Source organism: Thauera sp. SWB20 (assembly GCF_000831325.1).
GTDB classification, from domain to species: domain Bacteria; phylum Pseudomonadota; class Gammaproteobacteria; order Burkholderiales; family Rhodocyclaceae; genus Thauera; species Thauera aminoaromatica.
Window position 1 is genome coordinate 368,837 of sequence record NZ_JTDM01000021.1, and the last position, 15,577, is coordinate 384,413.

Consider the following 15,577-nt stretch of genomic DNA (forward strand, 5'->3'; position numbering starts at 1 on the left):
TTCCCCGCCCGGAACATCGCCTCGTCGCCGTCAACCCGACTCCCCCACAACCCAACCCCCGAACGCACGACGGGCGCCTCGCGGCGCCCGTCGGATTCCTGCCCCGGCGTTCCGCTCAGTCGCGGAAGTTGCCGTACTGCAGCGGAAAATCGGTGATCTGCTTCTTGACCAGCGCGATCGCCTCCTGCAATACGTCGCGCTTGGCGCCGGAGACGCGCACCGCGTCGCCCTGGATCGCAGCCTGCACCTTCATCTTGCTGTCCTTCAAGAGCTTGACGATCTTCTTGGCCAGTTCCTGCTCCACGCCGACCCGCACCTTGACCTCCTGCTTGACCTTGTTGCCGGAGATCTTCTGCACGTCGCCGTAGTCGAGACATCGGACGTCGACGTTCTTCTTGGTCATCTCGGGCAGCAGGATGGTCTTGATCTGCTCGAGCTGGAAGTCGCTGTCGCCGTAGAGGGTCAGCAGCTTCTCGGCGAGCTCGATCTTGGCGCTCGTGCCCTTGAAGTCGTGACGGCCGTCGACCTTGCGGTTGGCCTGCTCGACCGCGTTGCGCAGCGCGGGCTGGTCGACCTCGGACAGGATGTCGAAAGACGGCATGCTCCCCTCCCCCGCTCAGCCGAAATGGCAGATGTAGTGGTAGGGCTCGCCGGCCACTTCGATATCGAAGCTGGAGTTGCCCGGCACGTCGAAGGACTCGCCGGCGCCGTAGGTCTTCCATTCGGCCTCGCCCTTCAGGCGGACGCGGCAGGCGCCGGCCACGCCTTCCATGATCTCGGGCGCGCCGGTATTGAAGGTGAGCGAGGCGGGCAGGATGACGCCGACGGACTTCTTCGTGCCGTCGGCGAACTGGATGCCGTGGCTGACGCACTTGCCGTCGAAATAGACGTTGGCCTGGGTGGTGACGGCGACGCCGTCGAACTTGGCGGTGATACCCATCGGTTCGGTTTTCCTTATTCGATGCCGAGCAGCTTCTGGATGATGCCCTTGGCGATGAAGCCGACGAAGCCGACACCCAGGCCGAGGAAGAGCCACATCATGCCGTAGCGGCCGGCCTTGGATTCCTTGCCCAGGTTCCAGATGATGAAGACCATGAACAGGATCAGGCCGGTGAGCCCGAGCTTGAGGGCGAGATCCTCGAACTCGGTGAAGCTGAGTCCGAAGATGAAGGCGTCGTTATTCATCGCGATGGGTCGGATCCTGGAGCCCGGGGTGCGCCGGATCCGCACGCGCGCCGGGACGGAGACGAAAGGGGGAGCGGCCGGAGCCGCTCCCGCGATGCCGGTTTAGCCGCGCTTGGCCTTGGCGTTGGCCGCGATGCGCATGCGCAGCGCGTTGAGGCGGATGAAGCCGTGCGCGTCCTTCTGGTTGTAGGCGCCGGCGTCGTCCTCGAAGGTGGCGATGGTCGGGTCGAACAGCGAGTCGGTCTTCGAGTCGCGGCCGGTGACGATGACGTTGCCCTTGTAGAGCTTGAGGCGCACCCAGCCGTTGACGGTCTGCTGGGTGTGGTCGATAAGCGCCTGGAGGGCGCGGCGCTCGGGGCTCCACCAGTAGCCGTTGTAGATCATGCTGGCGTAGCGCGGCATGAGGTCGTCCTTGAGGTGGGCGACTTCGCGGTCGAGCGTGATCGACTCGATGGCGCGGTGGGCGCGCAGCAGGATGGTGCCGCCCGGAGTTTCGTAGCAGCCGCGGCTCTTCATGCCGACGTAGCGGTTCTCGACCAGGTCGAGACGGCCGATGCCGTGCTTGCCGCCGAGCTCGTTGAGCTTGGCGAGCAGTTCGTGCGCCTTCATGCGCTTGCCGTCGATCGCGACCAGGTCGCCGCGCTCGAACTCGAGGTCGATGTATTCGGCGGCGTCGGGCGCGGCCTCGGGCGACACCGTCCAGCGCCACATCGACTCCTCGGCCTCGGCGGCGGGGTTCTCGAGGTGGCGGCCCTCGAAGGAGATGTGCAGCAGGTTGGCGTCCATCGAGTAGGGCGAGCCGCCCTGCTTGTGCTTCATCTCGATGGGAATGCCGTGCTGCTCGGCGTAGGCGAGCAGCTTCTCGCGCGACAGCAGGTCCCACTCGCGCCACGGTGCGATGACCTTCACGCCCGGCATCAGCGCGTAGTAGCCGAGCTCGAAGCGGACCTGGTCGTTGCCCTTGCCGGTCGCGCCGTGGGACACGGCCTCGGCGCCGGTGGCGCGCGCGATCTCGATCTGGCGCTTGGCGATCAGCGGACGCGCGATCGAGGTGCCGAGCAGGTACTCGCCTTCGTAGATCGTGTTGGCGCGGAACATCGGGAAGACGAAGTCGCGCACGAACTCTTCGCGCAGGTCGTCGATGAAGATGTTCTCGGGCCGGATGCCGAACTTCAGCGCCTTGGTGCGCGCCGGCTCGAGTTCCTCGCCCTGGCCGAGGTCGGCGGTGAAGGTGACCACTTCGCACTGGTAGGTGTCCTGCAGCCACTTCAGGATGACCGAAGTGTCCAGACCGCCCGAGTAGGCGAGCACTACTTTGTTGACGTCGCTCATGCTGTTTTCCTGTTTCCTGCGGTGTTGCCGGCGCGCACGCCCGTGCGTGCCGTGATTGTGCGTCGGCTCAGCCGTCGATGCGGCCGAGCACGAGGTATTCCATCAGCGCCTTCTGCGCGTGCAGGCGGTTCTCGGCCTCATCCCACACCACCGATTGCGGGCCGTCGATCACCTCGGCGGTGACTTCTTCGCCGCGGTGCGCGGGCAGGCAGTGCATGAAGACGGCGTCCTTGTGCGCCACCGACATCATGTCGGCGTCCACGCACCAGTCGGCGAAGGCCTTCATGCGCGCCTCGTTCTCGGCTTCGAAGCCCATCGAGGTCCACACGTCGGTGGTCACCAGGTCGGCGCCCTTGCAGGCCTCCATCGGGTCGGCGAACTGCTCGAAGTGATTGGTTCCGAACAGGCCGGCGCGCTCGGGCTCGACCTCGTATCCCGGCGGGGTCGACACATGCACGTTGAAGTCGAGCACCTCGGCAGCCTGCAGCCAGGTGTTGCACATGTTGTTGCTGTCGCCGATCCACGCCACCGTCTTGCCCTGGATCGAGCCGCGGTGCTCGATGAAGGTGAGGATGTCGGCGAGGATCTGGCAGGGGTGGTACTCGTTGGTGAGGCCGTTGATGATGGGCACACGCGAGTTGGCGGCGAAGCGCTCGACGATGTCCTGCTCGAAGGTGCGGATCATCACCAGGTCGCTCATGCGCGAGATCACCTGGCCGGCGTCTTCCACCGGCTCGCCGCGACCGAGCTGCGAGTCGCGGGTGTTGAGGTAGATCGCCGAGCCGCCGAGCTGGTGCATGCCGGCCTCGAAGGACAGGCGCGTGCGCGTGCTCGCCTTCTCGAAGATCATCACCAGCGTGCGGTCGAAGAGCGGGTGGTAGGGCTCGTAGCGCTTGAACTTGTCCTTGATCCACTTCGCGCGCGCGAACACATAGTCGTATTCCTCGCGGGTGAAATCCTTGAACTGGAGGTAGTGCTTGATCGGAGAACTCATACGCGGTCCTTAGCCGTTCGCGAGGAAGTCGCGGATCATCGGCGCCAGCATGGACACCAGGGTCTGCGCGTCGGCGGTGGTGAAGGTGAGCGCCGGCAACAGGCGCACCACGCGCTCGGAGGTCACCGACAGCAGCAGGCCATGCTCGGCGGCGCGCGCCATCAGCACGCCGCAGGGGCGGTCGAGTTCGATGCCGATCATGAGGCCGCGGCCGCGGATGTCGACCACGCCGGCCTCGCCGGCGAGCGCCTCGGCCATACCCTTGCGGATCGCCTCGCCGACGGCGACGGCGTTGTCCATGAGCTTGTCCTCGACGATGGCGTCGAAGGTGGCCAGGCCCGCCGCGCAGGCGAGCGGGTTGCCGCCGAAGGTGGAGCCGTGGTTGCCCGGGCCGAACAGGCCCTTGGCGAGACCGCTGGTCACGCAGGCGCCGATCGGCACACCCGAGGCCAAGCCCTTGGCCAGCGTCATCACGTCGGGCTTGGTGCCGGCATGCTGCCAGCCGAACCACTTGCCGGTGCGGCCCATGCCGCACTGCACCTCGTCGCAGATCATCAGCCAGCCCTTCTCGTCGCACAGGGCGCGCAGCTCGCGCTGGAAGGTGTCGTCGGCGACGTTCACGCCGCCCTCGCCCTGGATCATCTCGAGCATCACCGCGACCACGGTGTGGTTGTGCTCGGCGATCTTGCGGATGGCCTCGATATCCTTGTAGGGCACACGGATGAAGCCCTGCACCAGCGGCTCGAAGCCCGCCTGGGCCTTGCGGTTGCCGGTCGCCGACAGCGTCGCCATGGTGCGGCCGTGGAAGGCGCTCTCCATGACGATGATGTGCGGCAGCTCGATGCCCTTGTTGTGGCCGAACATGCGCGCCAGCTTGATCGCCGCCTCGTTGGCCTCGCAGCCGGAGTTGCAGAAGAACACCTCGTCCATGCCCGCGGCCTCGGCGATGCGGTCGGAGAGCTGCTCCTGCAGCGGGATGCGGTACAGGTTGGAGGTGTGCAGCACGCGCTCGGCCTGGTCGGCGATGGCCTTGACCAGGCGGGGGTGCTTGTAGCCGAGCGTGTTGACCGCGATGCCGGAGAGGGCATCGAGATAAGGCTTGCCTGTCTCGTCGTACAGCCACACGCCTTCGCCGTGCGTGAAGGCCACGGGCAGGCGGGCGTACGTATTCATGACATGGGACACGGGGTTACCTCGATCGGTGCGAAGCCGGAAAACGCACACGGCGGCAGACGCCGCCGTGCAGGAAATGTGCCGATGTTAAGCCAAAACGGCCGGGCCTGTACATAAGGGGACCGCCCGCCCGCCCAACCGCCAGCGCTCCGCGCGGCGGAATGGGCACAGACGATTTCTGCTAGAATCGCGGCCGTCCTGATTCCGGCGACGAAGAACCGGAACATGCGCATCCCCGAAGCCGCCAAGGCATCACACATGAATCAGAAGATCGAGAACTTCATCATCGTCGGGGTCACGAGGGAGGGGAAGAAATTCCGTCCGAGCGACTGGTCCGATCGCCTGTGCGGCGTGATGTCCGCCTTCGGCGCCGACCATCGGATGACGTATTCGCCCTATGTCCGCCCGGGGTGCACGCTCAAGGGCGACAAGACCGTCCTCGTCGACGCCCGCCTCTACGACGTCGAGCCGCTGGCCTACAAGTTCATGGTGAACTTCGCCAACGACAACAACCTCCAGATCGAGTGGATGGGCGACTCGCCCTTCTGAGACGGCGCACTCGCTATTTCACGGGCCCTGGAAGCGGCGCGAGGCGCGCTTCCAGGAACGAAAAACCCAAGGCCGAAAAATCCGCGCCCAGACATCCGGAAGCGCCGCGCGCAGCTCCTGCACGACCACCCCGTCCGGGGCCTTTCCTGCGAGTGCGACGCAGGTCGCGACCCCGGGGTCGGCGTTTGTGCGGACACCTTTCGATGCTCAACAAAAAAGCGACCCGCGGGTCGCTTTTTCGATCTCGGCGCCGCAGCGCCGGCACGCGGCAGGAATCAGGCAGCCATCGACTTGACAGCGGCCGACAGGCGGCTCTTGTGGCGAGCGGCTTTGTTCTTGTGGATGATTTTCTTGTCGGCGATGCTGTCGATGGTGCTCATCGAGGTGCGAAAGACCGACTGAGCCGCCGCCTTGTCGCCACCCACGATGGCCTTGCGCACGGCCTTGATCGCGGTACGCAGGCGGGAACGCAGGCTGGCGTTGTGGGCGCGGGCCTTGGTCGCCTGACGGGCGCGCTTGCGAGCTTGTGCCGAGTTGGCCATAAATTTCGTGTCCGTATTGGTGGTTCTGGAAAAGTCCGCGATTATAGGGACCCGCTCCGGTGAATGCAAGCGTGTTTTCGGTCTTTCCGCTTATCGAGACCGCGGCGGGCGGCTATGATGCGCGCTCCGCATTTTCCGCGCGCCGCCGGTCGGCGCACGCCCCCACCGAATGAACCTCCTGCGCGCGCTCGCCACCGTCAGCGGCATGACCCTGCTGTCCCGCATCCTGGGCTTCGTGCGCGACCTCGTGATCGCGCGCGCCTTCGGCGCCGGCATGGCGACCGACGCCTTCTTCGTCGCCTTCCGCCTGCCCAACCTGCTGCGCCGCATGTTCGCCGAGGGCGCCTTCTCGCAGGCCTTCGTGCCCATCCTCGCCGAGTACAAGAACCGCCAGGGCGAGGCCGCCACCCACACCCTGGTCAGCCGCGTCGCCACCGTGCTGGGGCTGGTGGTGGCGGTGGTCGCGGCGCTCGGCGCGCTCGCCGCGCCGCTGATCATCTACGTGTCGGCGCCCGGCTTCTCCGGCGATCCGGGCAAGTTCGAGCTCACCGTCGAGCTCACCCGCATCACCTTCCCCTATATCTTCTTCATGTCGCTGGTGGCGCTCGCGGGCGGCGTGCTCAACACCTGGAGCCGCTTCGCGATCCCGGCGTTCACGCCGGTGCTGCTCAACCTCGCCTTCATCGGCATGGCGCTGTTCGCGGTGCCCTACTTCGACCCGCCGGTGCTGACGCTGGCGTGGGCGGTGTTCCTCGGCGGCCTGCTCCAGCTCATGCTGCAGGTGCGGCCGCTGATGAAGATCGGCATGATGCCGCGCTTCGATCTCGACCTCTCCGACCCCGGCGTGCGCCGCGTCATGAAGCTGATGGCGCCGGCCATCCTGGGCGTGTCGGTGAGCCAGATCTCGTTGCTGATCAACACCATCTTCGCCTCCTTCCTCGAGAGCGGCAGCGTGTCCTGGCTGTATTACGCCGACCGCCTGATGGAATTCCCCGCCGGCCTGCTCGGCGTCGCGCTCGGCACCATCCTGCTGCCCAGCCTCTCCAAGCTGCACGCCGACGACAAGGCGGAGGAGTTCTCCTCGCTGCTCGACTGGGGGCTGCGCCTGACCCTGATGCTGACCCTGCCCGCCGCGCTCGGACTTGCGCTGCTGGCCGTGCCGCTGGTGGCGACGCTGTTCAACTATGGCGCCTTCACCCCCGCGGACGTGATGCAGACGCGCAGCGCGCTGGTCGCCTACAGCGTCGGCCTGACCGGGCTGATCCTGGTGAAGGTACTCGCGCCGGGCTTCTACGCCCGCCAGGACATCCGCACACCGGTGAAGATCGCGATCCTGACCCTGGCGGCGACGCAGCTGATGAACCTCGCCTTCGTGATTCCGCTGCGCCACGCCGGCCTGGCGCTATCGATCGGCGTGGCCTCCTGCCTCAATGCCGCCCTGCTCTACCGTGGTCTGCGCAAGCGCGAGGTGTACATTCCGCAGCCGGGCTGGGGGGCGTTCGCGCTCAAGCTGCTGGCGGCACTGGGCGTCATGGGTGCCGCGCTCTGGTTCGCGAGCGGGCCGGCAAGCCTGTGGACCGGGATCGGCGGTCTCGAGCGCGGCCTGCGCCTGGCCCTGATCGTGCTCGGCGGCGCGGTGGCCTACTTCGCCACCCTGTTCGCACTCGGCTTCCGCCTGCGCGACTTCCGCCGCCGCGGCGCGGCCTGAGGCGCTGATATCGCGACTGGCGTCGCTCCTACAGAACGGGCTGCGGAAGCGCTGCACACATTGTGGGAGCGACGCCAGTCGCGATGACAGCGTCGCACATTGTGGGAGCGACGCAAGTCGCGATCGCAGTGCCGAACGAGACACCACGACGAATTCAAGCCACCGGCGGCAGCGGGATCTCGTCGCTGCGGCGGGCGCCGGCGGTGAAGGCGCGGCAATCCTCGACGAAGCGGCGCAGCGCGGCACCGTGATATTTTCCGCGATGCCAGACGAAGCTGAAGCGCCGGCGCAGGTCGAGCTCGGGCACCTCCACCGCCACCAGGCTGCCGCGCCGGAACGCATCGCGCAGCGCCAGCCGCGACAGGCAACCCAAGCCCAGGCCGCTCTCCACCGCGCGCTTGATGGCCTCGGTATGCTCGAGCTCCAGCCGCGGCACGACCCCGCCCGGGTGATGCCGCAACGCGCGATCGAAGGTCTCGCGCGTGCCCGAACCACGCTCGCGCAGGATCCACGGCTGGCCGGCGAGCTCGGCCACGCTCGCGCGACCGCGTGCGGCGAGCGCATGCCCCGGCGCGCAGAACACCACCAGCTCGTCCTCGACCCAGGGCTCGACGTGCAGCTCGGCATCCACCACCTGGCCCTCGACCAGACCCAGGTCGATCTCGTGGTGCAGCAGGCGCTCGGCGATGGTCGCGGTGTTGCGCACCTGCAGATGCACCCGGCTCTCGGGGTGGGCCTGGAGGAAATCCGACACGATCAGCGGCAGCAGGTAGTTGCCGATGGTCAGCGTCGCGCCCACGCGCAGCGGGCCGAGGCCCTGCTCGCCGCGCATGCGGCCCTCGAACTCGGCGGCACGGTCGAGCAGCTCCACCGCGTGCGGCAGCAGCAGACTGCCCTGCTCGTTCAGGCGCAGGCGCTTGCCGTGGCGGTCGAAGAGCGGCTGCGCGCACTGACTCTCCAGCTCGGCGAGCGCCGCACTCGCCGCCGACTGCGACAACGCGAGGCCCTCGGCAGCGCGCGAGACGTGCTCGGCGCGCGCCACCGCGACGAAGACCTGGATCTGGCGGAGGGTGAACTTCATATCGATAAAGTCGATGATGGATATGAATATTATCCGCCATACAGGTAAGGAGAAGTGCCTAGAATCCGCTCACTCCTCCATCCCGCAGCCTGCAGAGACCCGAAACCATGAGCAGCCTCGCCACCGAACGCGTCCTCAGCGTCCATCACTGGAACGAATCCCTCTTCAGTTTCCGCACCACCCGCGACCCCGGGCTGCGCTTCGAGAACGGCCAGTTCGTGATGATCGGCCTGGACGTCGGCGGCAAGCCGCTGACGCGCGCCTACAGCATCGCCAGCCCCAACTACGAGGAGCACCTCGAGTTCTTCAGCATCAAGGTACCGGACGGCCCGCTGACCTCGCGCCTGCAACACCTGCGCCCGGGCGACCCGATCGTGGTGAGCAAGAAGCCCACCGGCACCCTGGTGCTGCACGACCTCAACCCGGGCAAACACCTCTACCTGCTCGCCACCGGCACCGGCCTGGCGCCCTTCCTGAGCGTGGTCCAGGACCCGGAGACCTACGAGCGCTTCGAGAAGGTCGTGCTGGTGCATGGTGTGCGTTTCGTCTCCGAACTCGCCTACACCGACTTCATCACCCGCGAGCTGCCGCAGCATGAATACTTCGGCGAGCAGGTGCGCGAGCAGCTGATCTACTATCCGACGGTGACGCGCGAGCCCTTCCGCAACACCGGACGCATCACTCATGTGATCGACTCCGGTCGGCTCTTCGCCGACATTGGCCTGCCGGAGCTCGATCCCGGGCACGACCGCGTAATGATCTGCGGCAGCCAGGCGATGAACAAGGACTGCTGCGACCTGCTCGACGCGCGCGGCTTCAAGATGTCGCCGCGCATCGGCGTGGCGGGCGACTACGTGATCGAGCGCGCGTTCGTGGAGAAGTGAAGCTGTCGTGGAAGGAGTCATCCCGGCATAGTGGATCGACATGCCCGACCCGGATGTCCTATCATCCAACCTTTGATATAGATCAATTCCAGGGCAAGACGCGCAGATAGGATCCGCCCGTGCCCGCCTTGCCCACCTCCCTTCTCCCCGGCTCAACCTTGCCCCCCGCTCCCCGGCCCCTCGCTCCGGAGCGGAGGAAGTGACGCGCGCCGCCTTCGCGCTGCTGCTGCACACCTCGAGCAGCATCCGCCTGCTCGTGCTCGCGCTGATCGGCCTCGCCGGGCTGGGGTGGTTCGTGGTCGAGGCCGGCACCAGCTCGGCACGCGAGCACCTGCGCTACGCCCGCGACCTGCGCGAGATCCGCCAGGTCGATGCCGAGCTCGGCGCCGCCGCGCTCGCCCGCCGGCTCGGGCTCGCCGAGGACTGGCACGGGGCCGACGCCCACCTGGCGCGGATGGGGGAACTCCTCGAAGACCTCGGCCGCGTTCCCGACTTCCTCACCGGCAGCGAGATGGCGGCCGTGCGCCGCCAGCTCGATCACTACACCGCCCTGCAGACCGACAAGCGCACCGTGATCAGCGCGCTGCGCGTGCTCCTCGACGCGCCGCCGCAGAACGGCGGCGCGGCCGAAGCCGAGGCCGACCGCCTCCTGCGCCAGCTCCTCGCGCTGCAGACCGGACGCGAGGGCGAGCGCCTGGTGGAGAGCTACACCGACGGCTACGTCGCCTCGCAAACCCGCATGCACCGCCACCGCGTGCTGCTGGTGCTCGCCGCGCTCGCGCTCGGTGCCTACCTGCTGCTCACCGCGCTGCGACTGCGCGCGGTCTCGCTCACTGTCAGCAAGGCGCATGCCGACCTGCAGGAACACGCCGCTGCGCTCGGCCGTGCCGAAGCCGAACTGCGCCTGTACGCCACGGTATTCACCAACGCCAGCGAAGGCATGCTGATCACCGATGCGCACAGCCGCATCATCGCCGCCAACCCGGCCTTCTCCCGCATCACCGGCTACAGCCCGGCGGAGGTCGCGGGGCGCTCGCCGGCGCTGCTCAATTCCGGGCGGCAGGACGCCGGCTTCTACCGGCGCATGTGGTCCACGCTCGCCAGCCGCGGCAAGTGGCAGGGCGAACTGTGGAACCGCCGCCGCGACGGCTCGATCTATCCCGAGTGGCTGTCGATCACCGCGGTGCCGGGCGAGGGCGAGGGCGAGGGGGCGGACGGACAGCCGTGCAACTACATCGGCATCTTCTCCGACATCACCGAACGCAAGGAGGCCGAAGCGCGCATCCTGCACCTCGCCCACCACGACCCGCTCACCAACCTGCCCAACCGCGCGCTGCTCAACGACCGCCTGAGCCAGAGCCTGCTGCAGGCACGGCGCGACGGCCGCGGCGCCGCGGTGCTGCTGCTCGACCTCGACCGCTTCAAGACGATCAACGACACCCTCGGCCACGAACGCGGGGACAGTCTGCTGCTGGAGATCTGCGCACGCTGCCGGCGCGTGCTGCGCGACACCGACACGCTTGCCCGCCTGAGCGGGGACGAGTTCGTCATCGTGCTGCCCGACGCCACCACCGCCGACGTCAGCGCAGACACCGCGCGCAGGATCCTCGACGCCATCGCCCTGCCCTGCCGGCTGGGCGAGCACGAGATCAGCATCACGGCGAGCATCGGCATCGCCCTCTTCCCGCGCGACGGCGGCGACGAATCGACCCTGTTGCGCAATGCCGACGCCGCCATGCATCGCGCCAAGGAGGCCGGGCGCAACGGTTTCGAGTTCTACACCGAGGACATGAACACCAGTTCGCTCGGCCGCCTGTTGCTCGAACACCAGCTGCGCGGCGCCGCCGAGCGCGGCGAACTGCTGCTGCACTACCAGCCGAAGGTGAGCGCCGCCGGCGGCCGCCTCGGCGGCTTCGAGGCGCTGCTGCGCTGGCAGCATCCCGAGCTCGGCATGGTGGCCCCGGGGCAGTTCATCCCGCTCGCCGAAGAATCGGGCCTGATCGTGCCGATCGGCCAATGGGTGCTCGAGGAAGCCTGCCGCCAACAGCGCGCCTGGCTGGACGCCGGTTTCGACGTGCCGCCGCTCGCGGTGAACCTCTCGGCGCACCAGCTCGCCCAACCCGACATCGTCGCAACCGTGGCGGCGGCCATCGAGTGCCACCGCCTCGCGCCCGGCCTGATCGAGCTCGAGCTCACCGAGACCATGCTGATGCGCGACGTCGATCGCACCATCCGCACCCTCGTGCGCCTGCGCGAGATGGGCGTGCGCCTCGCGATCGACGACTTCGGCACCGGCTACTCCTCGCTCAACTACCTGCGCCAGTTCCCGGTCAATGCGCTGAAGATCGACCGCAGCTTCGTCAGCGACATCGGCAGCGACGGCGCCGAGGGCAAGATCGCCGCAGCCATCGTCGGCATGGCCCACAGCCTGGGGCTGGAGGCGGTCGCCGAAGGCGTGGAGAGCGAGGCCCAACGCGCCTTCCTGCAGATGCACGGCTGCCATCAGTTGCAGGGCTTCCTGATCGCCCGCCCGGCGCCTGCGCGCGAAATCGAGCGCTTCCTGAGCCGGCGCGCCTGAATCGCGCGGCTCGGCGGAAACTTGCGCCGGCCCGCCCGCCTCCAAGCCTGCGAAGTCCGCCATGCGGCGGGCCCGCATCCCACCCGCGCACGGAGACCCTCCCCCATGAGCTCGCCCCTGTACGACCTCGAAGTCGACCGCCTCGCCGGCGGCACCACCACGCTCGGCGAATACGCCGGCAAGCTGCTGCTGATCGTCAACACCGCAAGCCAGTGCGGGCTCACCCCGCATTACGCCGGCCTGGAAAAGCTCTATCAGACCTACAAGGACCGCGGCCTGGTGGTGCTCGGCTTTCCGTGCAACCAGTTCGGAGCGCAGGAGCCGGGTAGCGCGGAGGAGATCGGCGCCTTCTGCACCAGGAACTACGGCGTGAGCTTTCCGATGTTCGCCAAGATCGAGGTCAACGGCGACGGCGCACATCCGCTGTACAAGTATCTGAAACAGCACGCGAAAGGCATCCTCGGCACCGAGGCGATCAAGTGGAACTTCACCAAGTTCCTGGTGAGCCGCGACAGCGAGCGCATCGAGCGCTACGCGCCGACCACCACGCCGGAGGAACTGGTGAAGGAGATCGAGGGGATGCTCTAGGCAAGGGAGACGCATGCGCTGGGCCGGATTCGTGCGCCCCAAGGCGGGGGGCGGACGTGGTCCCGCGACAGGATTCAGGGCGTCACAAGCTCGACCGAGGGAAAGTACTGTCGGTACTTGCGCGGATCTCGCGTAAGGATGTTCCAGCCTTCGACCGCGGCATGCGCGCCGATGAAGAAGTCGGCCAGCACGTTGCGCCGCTGGCCGCCGTTTCGACGATAGGCGACGAAGGCCTTGCCCGCGAGAAAGAGCGCCGGCCTGGGGATCTCGACGACTTCAACGCCGAAATCGGTGACCGCCTCATCCAGCGCCTCGACGGTCGAGAAGGTCAAGGAAAGTTCGGCGTAGATGATGGGATTGATCGCAAGTCGATGCACTTGCGACTGCCGACGCAGCATGTCGATCGACCAATCCGCCCAGCGCGGATCGTCTTCCAGCACATCGATCAGCGCATTGGTGTCGACCAGCAGCATCAGTTGTCGCCACGCAGCAAGGCCATCAGGTCATCCGTCCGCCACTTGACGTCGGCCTTGCCGCGCAAGCGCTCGAAGCGATCATCCTCGTCTCGTAGTTCACTGGGGCGCGTCAGGACGACCTCACCCTCGCGATTGATGCGGAACTCGATCGCGCATCCGGGCTCGAGATGCAGCGCGTCGCGGATGTGCTTGGGGATCGTCACCTGCCCCTTGCTCGTCAGTGTGGTGTGCATCTCGATTCTCTCCTTCCTGTATTTCTTACACGTCTTCGCAGCGTAATACCCCAATCGGCTAGCTGCAAGCTCCATGCGTGCCTGCCGCTGCCCACTCGGGTAGACTTCCGCTTTTTCCGCCCCACCGAACACCGCCAACGAGGTACCCGCAGTGGCCCAATACGTCATGTCGATGCTGCGCGTGAGCAAGATCGTTCCGCCCAAGCGCCAGATCATCAAGGACATCTCCCTCTCCTTCTTCCCCGGCGCCAAGATCGGCCTGCTCGGCCTCAATGGCTCGGGCAAGTCCACCGTGCTGCGCATCATGGCCGGCGTGGACAAGGAATACGACGGCGAGGTGCAGTGGCTCGCCGGCCAGCGCATCGGCTACCTGCCGCAGGAGCCCGAGCTCGACCCCGCCAAGACGGTCAAGGAGGAAGTCGAGGCTGCGCTCGGCGAGATCATGGAGGCGCGCCAGAAGCTGGAAGAGGTCTACGCCGCCTACGCCGAGCCCGACGCCGACTTCGACAAGCTCGCCGAGGAACAGGCGAAGTACGAGAACATCCTGTCGACTGCCGGCAGCGACGTCGAGACCCAGATGGAGATCGCCGCCGACGCGCTGCGCCTGCCGCCCTGGGACGCCGTGATCGGCAAGCTCTCCGGCGGCGAGAAGCGCCGCGTCGCGCTGTGCAAGCTGCTGCTGTCCAAGCCCGACATGCTGCTGCTCGACGAACCCACCAACCACCTCGACGCCGAATCGGTCGAGTGGCTGGAGCAGTTCCTCACCCGCTTCCCCGGCACCGTGGTGGCCGTCACCCACGACCGCTACTTCCTCGACAACGCCGCCGAGTGGATCCTCGAACTCGACCGCGGCCACGGCATCCCCTGGAAGGGCAACTACTCCTCCTGGCTGGAGCAGAAGGGCGAGCGCCTGGCGCAGGAGGCCAAGCAGGAGGCCGCGCACCAGAAGGCGATGAAGACCGAGCTGGAGTGGGCGCGCTCCAACCCCAAGGCACGCCAGGCCAAGTCGAAGGCCCGCCTGGCCCGCTACGAGGAGATGGCGAGCGTCGAATACCAGCGCCGCAACGAGACCCAGGAGATCTTCATTCCGCCCGGCGAGCGCCTCGGCGACAAGGTCATCGAGTTCCACGGCGTCAGCAAGGCCTTCGGCGACAAGCTGCTGATGGACAACGTCAGCTTCGCCATCCCGCCCGGCGCCATCGTCGGCATCATCGGCCCCAACGGCGCCGGCAAATCGACGCTGTTCAAGATGATCGAGGGCCGCGACAAGCCCGACTCCGGCACGGTCGAGATCGGCGCCACGGTCAAGATCGCCGCGGTCGACCAGACCCGCGAGGGCCTGGCCAACGACAAGACGGTGTTCGACGCCATTTCCGATGGCGCCGACGTGCTCACGGTCGGCCGCTTCGAGATGCCCAGCCGCGCCTACATCGGCCGCTTCAACTTCAAGGGCGGCGACCAGCAGAAGATCGTCGGCAACCTGTCGGGCGGCGAGCGCGGGCGGCTGCACCTCGCCAAGACCCTGATCCAGGGCGGCAACGTGCTGCTGCTCGACGAGCCGTCCAACGACCTCGACGTCGAGACCCTGCGCGCGCTCGAAGACGCATTGCTGGAGTTCGCCGGCTGCGCGCTGGTGATCTCGCACGACCGCTGGTTCCTCGACCGCATCTGCACCCACATCCTGGCGGCCGAGGGCGACTCGCAGTGGTTCTTCTTCGAGGGCAACTACCAGGAATACGAAGAGGACAAGAAGAAGCGCCTGGGCGAGGAAGGCGCCAAGCCCAAGCGCATCCGCTACAAGCCGATCGCGCGCTGACACATCCACCGGACGCGCTGTCCCCGGAGGCCCGCTGCATGCCCTGCAGCGGGCTTTTGCGTTTACGCCTCCCGAGGACCTCGAACAGAGAATCTTATTTGCATATTGACGACACCATTCCCGTTTGTCATTATCCGCTCATCATCAACCCGGAGGATCGATCATGGCGGCAGGCAGAAGGATCCAGTGGCAGCGCGGTCAGGGCATGACCGAGTACATCATCATCGTGGCCCTGATCGCGGTCGCCGCGATCGCCGTGTATCAGTACTTCGGCCAGACGGTGCGCAACCAGACCGCGGCGATCGCCACGGAGATCGCCGGCAAGGACGGCGGCACCGCCAAGAGCGCCGCACAAACCGCGGCCGGCAAGGCTGCGACGGAGGCCAACACCGCCCGCACGCTCGACACCTACACCGGCAACGCGGGCCGCTGAGCCTG

The 15,577-nt window shown here is 67.0% G+C and carries 17 protein-coding genes; 7 read left to right on the top strand and 10 right to left on the bottom strand.

Annotated elements, in window-relative coordinates; genetic code table 11:
* Positions 1 to 115: 115 nt before the first annotated feature.
* From PO78_RS19035 to PO78_RS19060, 6 genes are all read right to left on the bottom strand, one after another.
* Positions 116 to 601, bottom strand: a complete 486-nt coding sequence (locus tag PO78_RS19035; RefSeq protein WP_004298649.1) for a YajQ family cyclic di-GMP-binding protein — start codon at positions 599 to 601, stop codon at positions 116 to 118.
* Positions 602 to 616: 15 nt separating this feature from the next.
* The gene (gene ppnP, locus PO78_RS19040) at positions 617 to 940 is read right to left on the bottom strand and encodes a pyrimidine/purine nucleoside phosphorylase (RefSeq protein ID WP_043746100.1); all 324 of its coding nucleotides are present in this window, start codon (positions 938 to 940) and stop codon (positions 617 to 619) included.
* Between the two features lie 14 nt (positions 941 to 954).
* Positions 955 to 1,185, bottom strand: a complete 231-nt coding sequence (locus PO78_RS19045; protein ID WP_043746103.1) for a DUF2788 domain-containing protein — start codon at positions 1,183 to 1,185, stop codon at positions 955 to 957.
* Between the two features lie 102 nt (positions 1,186 to 1,287).
* The gene (locus tag PO78_RS19050) at positions 1,288 to 2,517 is read right to left on the bottom strand and encodes an argininosuccinate synthase (protein WP_043746106.1); all 1,230 of its coding nucleotides are present in this window, start codon (positions 2,515 to 2,517) and stop codon (positions 1,288 to 1,290) included.
* A gap of 67 nt (positions 2,518 to 2,584) precedes the next feature.
* On the bottom strand, positions 2,585 to 3,511 hold the full coding sequence (argF, locus tag PO78_RS19055) for an ornithine carbamoyltransferase (protein WP_043746109.1): 927 nt from the start codon (positions 3,509 to 3,511) through the stop codon (positions 2,585 to 2,587).
* A gap of 9 nt (positions 3,512 to 3,520) precedes the next feature.
* Positions 3,521 to 4,696, bottom strand: a complete 1,176-nt coding sequence (locus PO78_RS19060; protein WP_043746113.1) for an aspartate aminotransferase family protein — start codon at positions 4,694 to 4,696, stop codon at positions 3,521 to 3,523.
* Positions 4,697 to 4,942: 246 nt separating this feature from the next.
* Here PO78_RS19060 and PO78_RS19065 point away from each other — a divergent pair, with 246 nt between their 5' ends.
* Positions 4,943 to 5,233: a DUF3579 domain-containing protein gene (locus PO78_RS19065; RefSeq protein WP_043746116.1), complete on the top strand. Its 291-nt coding sequence runs from the start codon at positions 4,943 to 4,945 to the stop codon at positions 5,231 to 5,233.
* Between the two features lie 275 nt (positions 5,234 to 5,508).
* Here the strand turns inward: PO78_RS19065 and rpsT are convergent, their stop codons facing one another.
* Complete coding sequence (rpsT, locus tag PO78_RS19070; RefSeq protein ID WP_043746119.1) at positions 5,509 to 5,775, bottom strand: 30S ribosomal protein S20; 267 nt, start codon at positions 5,773 to 5,775, stop codon at positions 5,509 to 5,511.
* A gap of 169 nt (positions 5,776 to 5,944) precedes the next feature.
* Between rpsT and murJ the strand changes: the two genes are divergently transcribed.
* On the top strand, positions 5,945 to 7,483 hold the full coding sequence (murJ, locus tag PO78_RS19075; protein WP_043746122.1) for a murein biosynthesis integral membrane protein MurJ: 1,539 nt from the start codon (positions 5,945 to 5,947) through the stop codon (positions 7,481 to 7,483).
* Positions 7,484 to 7,637: 154 nt separating this feature from the next.
* On the opposite strand, the gene PO78_RS19080 is transcribed toward murJ, so the two are convergent.
* The gene (locus PO78_RS19080; RefSeq protein WP_004298667.1) at positions 7,638 to 8,564 is read right to left on the bottom strand and encodes a LysR family transcriptional regulator; all 927 of its coding nucleotides are present in this window, start codon (positions 8,562 to 8,564) and stop codon (positions 7,638 to 7,640) included.
* A gap of 107 nt (positions 8,565 to 8,671) precedes the next feature.
* On the opposite strand from PO78_RS19080, the gene PO78_RS19085 reads away from it, so the two are divergent.
* The 3 genes from PO78_RS19085 (at position 8,672) to PO78_RS19095 (ending at position 12,614) form a co-directional block, all read left to right on the top strand.
* Positions 8,672 to 9,448 (top strand): ferredoxin--NADP reductase, encoded by a 777-nt coding sequence (locus tag PO78_RS19085; RefSeq protein ID WP_004298669.1) that lies wholly within the window; start codon positions 8,672 to 8,674, stop codon positions 9,446 to 9,448.
* Positions 9,449 to 9,647: 199 nt separating this feature from the next.
* Positions 9,648 to 12,026, top strand: a complete 2,379-nt coding sequence (locus tag PO78_RS19090; protein ID WP_043746126.1) for an EAL domain-containing protein — start codon at positions 9,648 to 9,650, stop codon at positions 12,024 to 12,026.
* Between the two features lie 105 nt (positions 12,027 to 12,131).
* Positions 12,132 to 12,614: a glutathione peroxidase gene (locus tag PO78_RS19095; protein ID WP_004298672.1), complete on the top strand. Its 483-nt coding sequence runs from the start codon at positions 12,132 to 12,134 to the stop codon at positions 12,612 to 12,614.
* 74 nt (positions 12,615 to 12,688) lie between these two features.
* On the opposite strand, the gene PO78_RS19100 is transcribed toward PO78_RS19095, so the two are convergent.
* Positions 12,689 to 13,087: a type II toxin-antitoxin system VapC family toxin gene (locus PO78_RS19100; protein WP_004298674.1), complete on the bottom strand. Its 399-nt coding sequence runs from the start codon at positions 13,085 to 13,087 to the stop codon at positions 12,689 to 12,691.
* Complete coding sequence (locus PO78_RS19105) at positions 13,087 to 13,323, bottom strand: AbrB/MazE/SpoVT family DNA-binding domain-containing protein (protein WP_004298675.1); 237 nt, start codon at positions 13,321 to 13,323, stop codon at positions 13,087 to 13,089. Before PO78_RS19105 ends, PO78_RS19100 begins: the two co-directional genes overlap by 1 nt.
* Before the next feature lie 151 nt (positions 13,324 to 13,474).
* On the opposite strand from PO78_RS19105, the gene ettA reads away from it, so the two are divergent.
* Positions 13,475 to 15,139 (top strand): energy-dependent translational throttle protein EttA, encoded by a 1,665-nt coding sequence (ettA, locus tag PO78_RS19110; RefSeq protein ID WP_043746129.1) that lies wholly within the window; start codon positions 13,475 to 13,477, stop codon positions 15,137 to 15,139.
* 163 nt (positions 15,140 to 15,302) lie between these two features.
* Entirely contained in the window at positions 15,303 to 15,572 is a 270-nt protein-coding gene (locus PO78_RS19115; protein ID WP_004298679.1) for a hypothetical protein, read from the top strand.
* The last annotated feature ends 5 nt before the right edge of the window (positions 15,573 to 15,577 follow it).

Excerpts from the sequence above, each read along its gene's own strand:
- PO78_RS19115 (WP_004298679.1), top strand. The coding sequence starts at position 15,303 with ATGGCGGCAGGCAGAAGGATCCAGTGGCAGCGCGGTCAGGGCATGACC.
- PO78_RS19100 (WP_004298674.1), bottom strand. The coding sequence starts at position 13,087 with ATGCTGCTGGTCGACACCAATGCGCTGATCGATGTGCTGGAAGACGAT.
- murJ (WP_043746122.1), top strand. The coding sequence starts at position 5,945 with ATGAACCTCCTGCGCGCGCTCGCCACCGTCAGCGGCATGACCCTGCTG.
- PO78_RS19050 (WP_043746106.1), bottom strand. The coding sequence starts at position 2,517 with ATGAGCGACGTCAACAAAGTAGTGCTCGCCTACTCGGGCGGTCTGGAC.
- PO78_RS19080 (WP_004298667.1), bottom strand. The coding sequence starts at position 8,564 with ATGAAGTTCACCCTCCGCCAGATCCAGGTCTTCGTCGCGGTGGCGCGC.
- PO78_RS19095 (WP_004298672.1), top strand. The coding sequence starts at position 12,132 with ATGAGCTCGCCCCTGTACGACCTCGAAGTCGACCGCCTCGCCGGCGGC.
- PO78_RS19085 (WP_004298669.1), top strand. The coding sequence starts at position 8,672 with ATGAGCAGCCTCGCCACCGAACGCGTCCTCAGCGTCCATCACTGGAAC.
- PO78_RS19105 (WP_004298675.1), bottom strand. The coding sequence starts at position 13,323 with ATGCACACCACACTGACGAGCAAGGGGCAGGTGACGATCCCCAAGCAC.
- PO78_RS19035 (WP_004298649.1), bottom strand. The coding sequence starts at position 601 with ATGCCGTCTTTCGACATCCTGTCCGAGGTCGACCAGCCCGCGCTGCGC.
- ppnP (WP_043746100.1), bottom strand. The coding sequence starts at position 940 with ATGGGTATCACCGCCAAGTTCGACGGCGTCGCCGTCACCACCCAGGCC.
- argF (WP_043746109.1), bottom strand. The coding sequence starts at position 3,511 with ATGAGTTCTCCGATCAAGCACTACCTCCAGTTCAAGGATTTCACCCGC.
- PO78_RS19045 (WP_043746103.1), bottom strand. The coding sequence starts at position 1,185 with ATGAATAACGACGCCTTCATCTTCGGACTCAGCTTCACCGAGTTCGAG.
- PO78_RS19065 (WP_043746116.1), top strand. The coding sequence starts at position 4,943 with ATGAATCAGAAGATCGAGAACTTCATCATCGTCGGGGTCACGAGGGAG.
- rpsT (WP_043746119.1), bottom strand. The coding sequence starts at position 5,775 with ATGGCCAACTCGGCACAAGCTCGCAAGCGCGCCCGTCAGGCGACCAAG.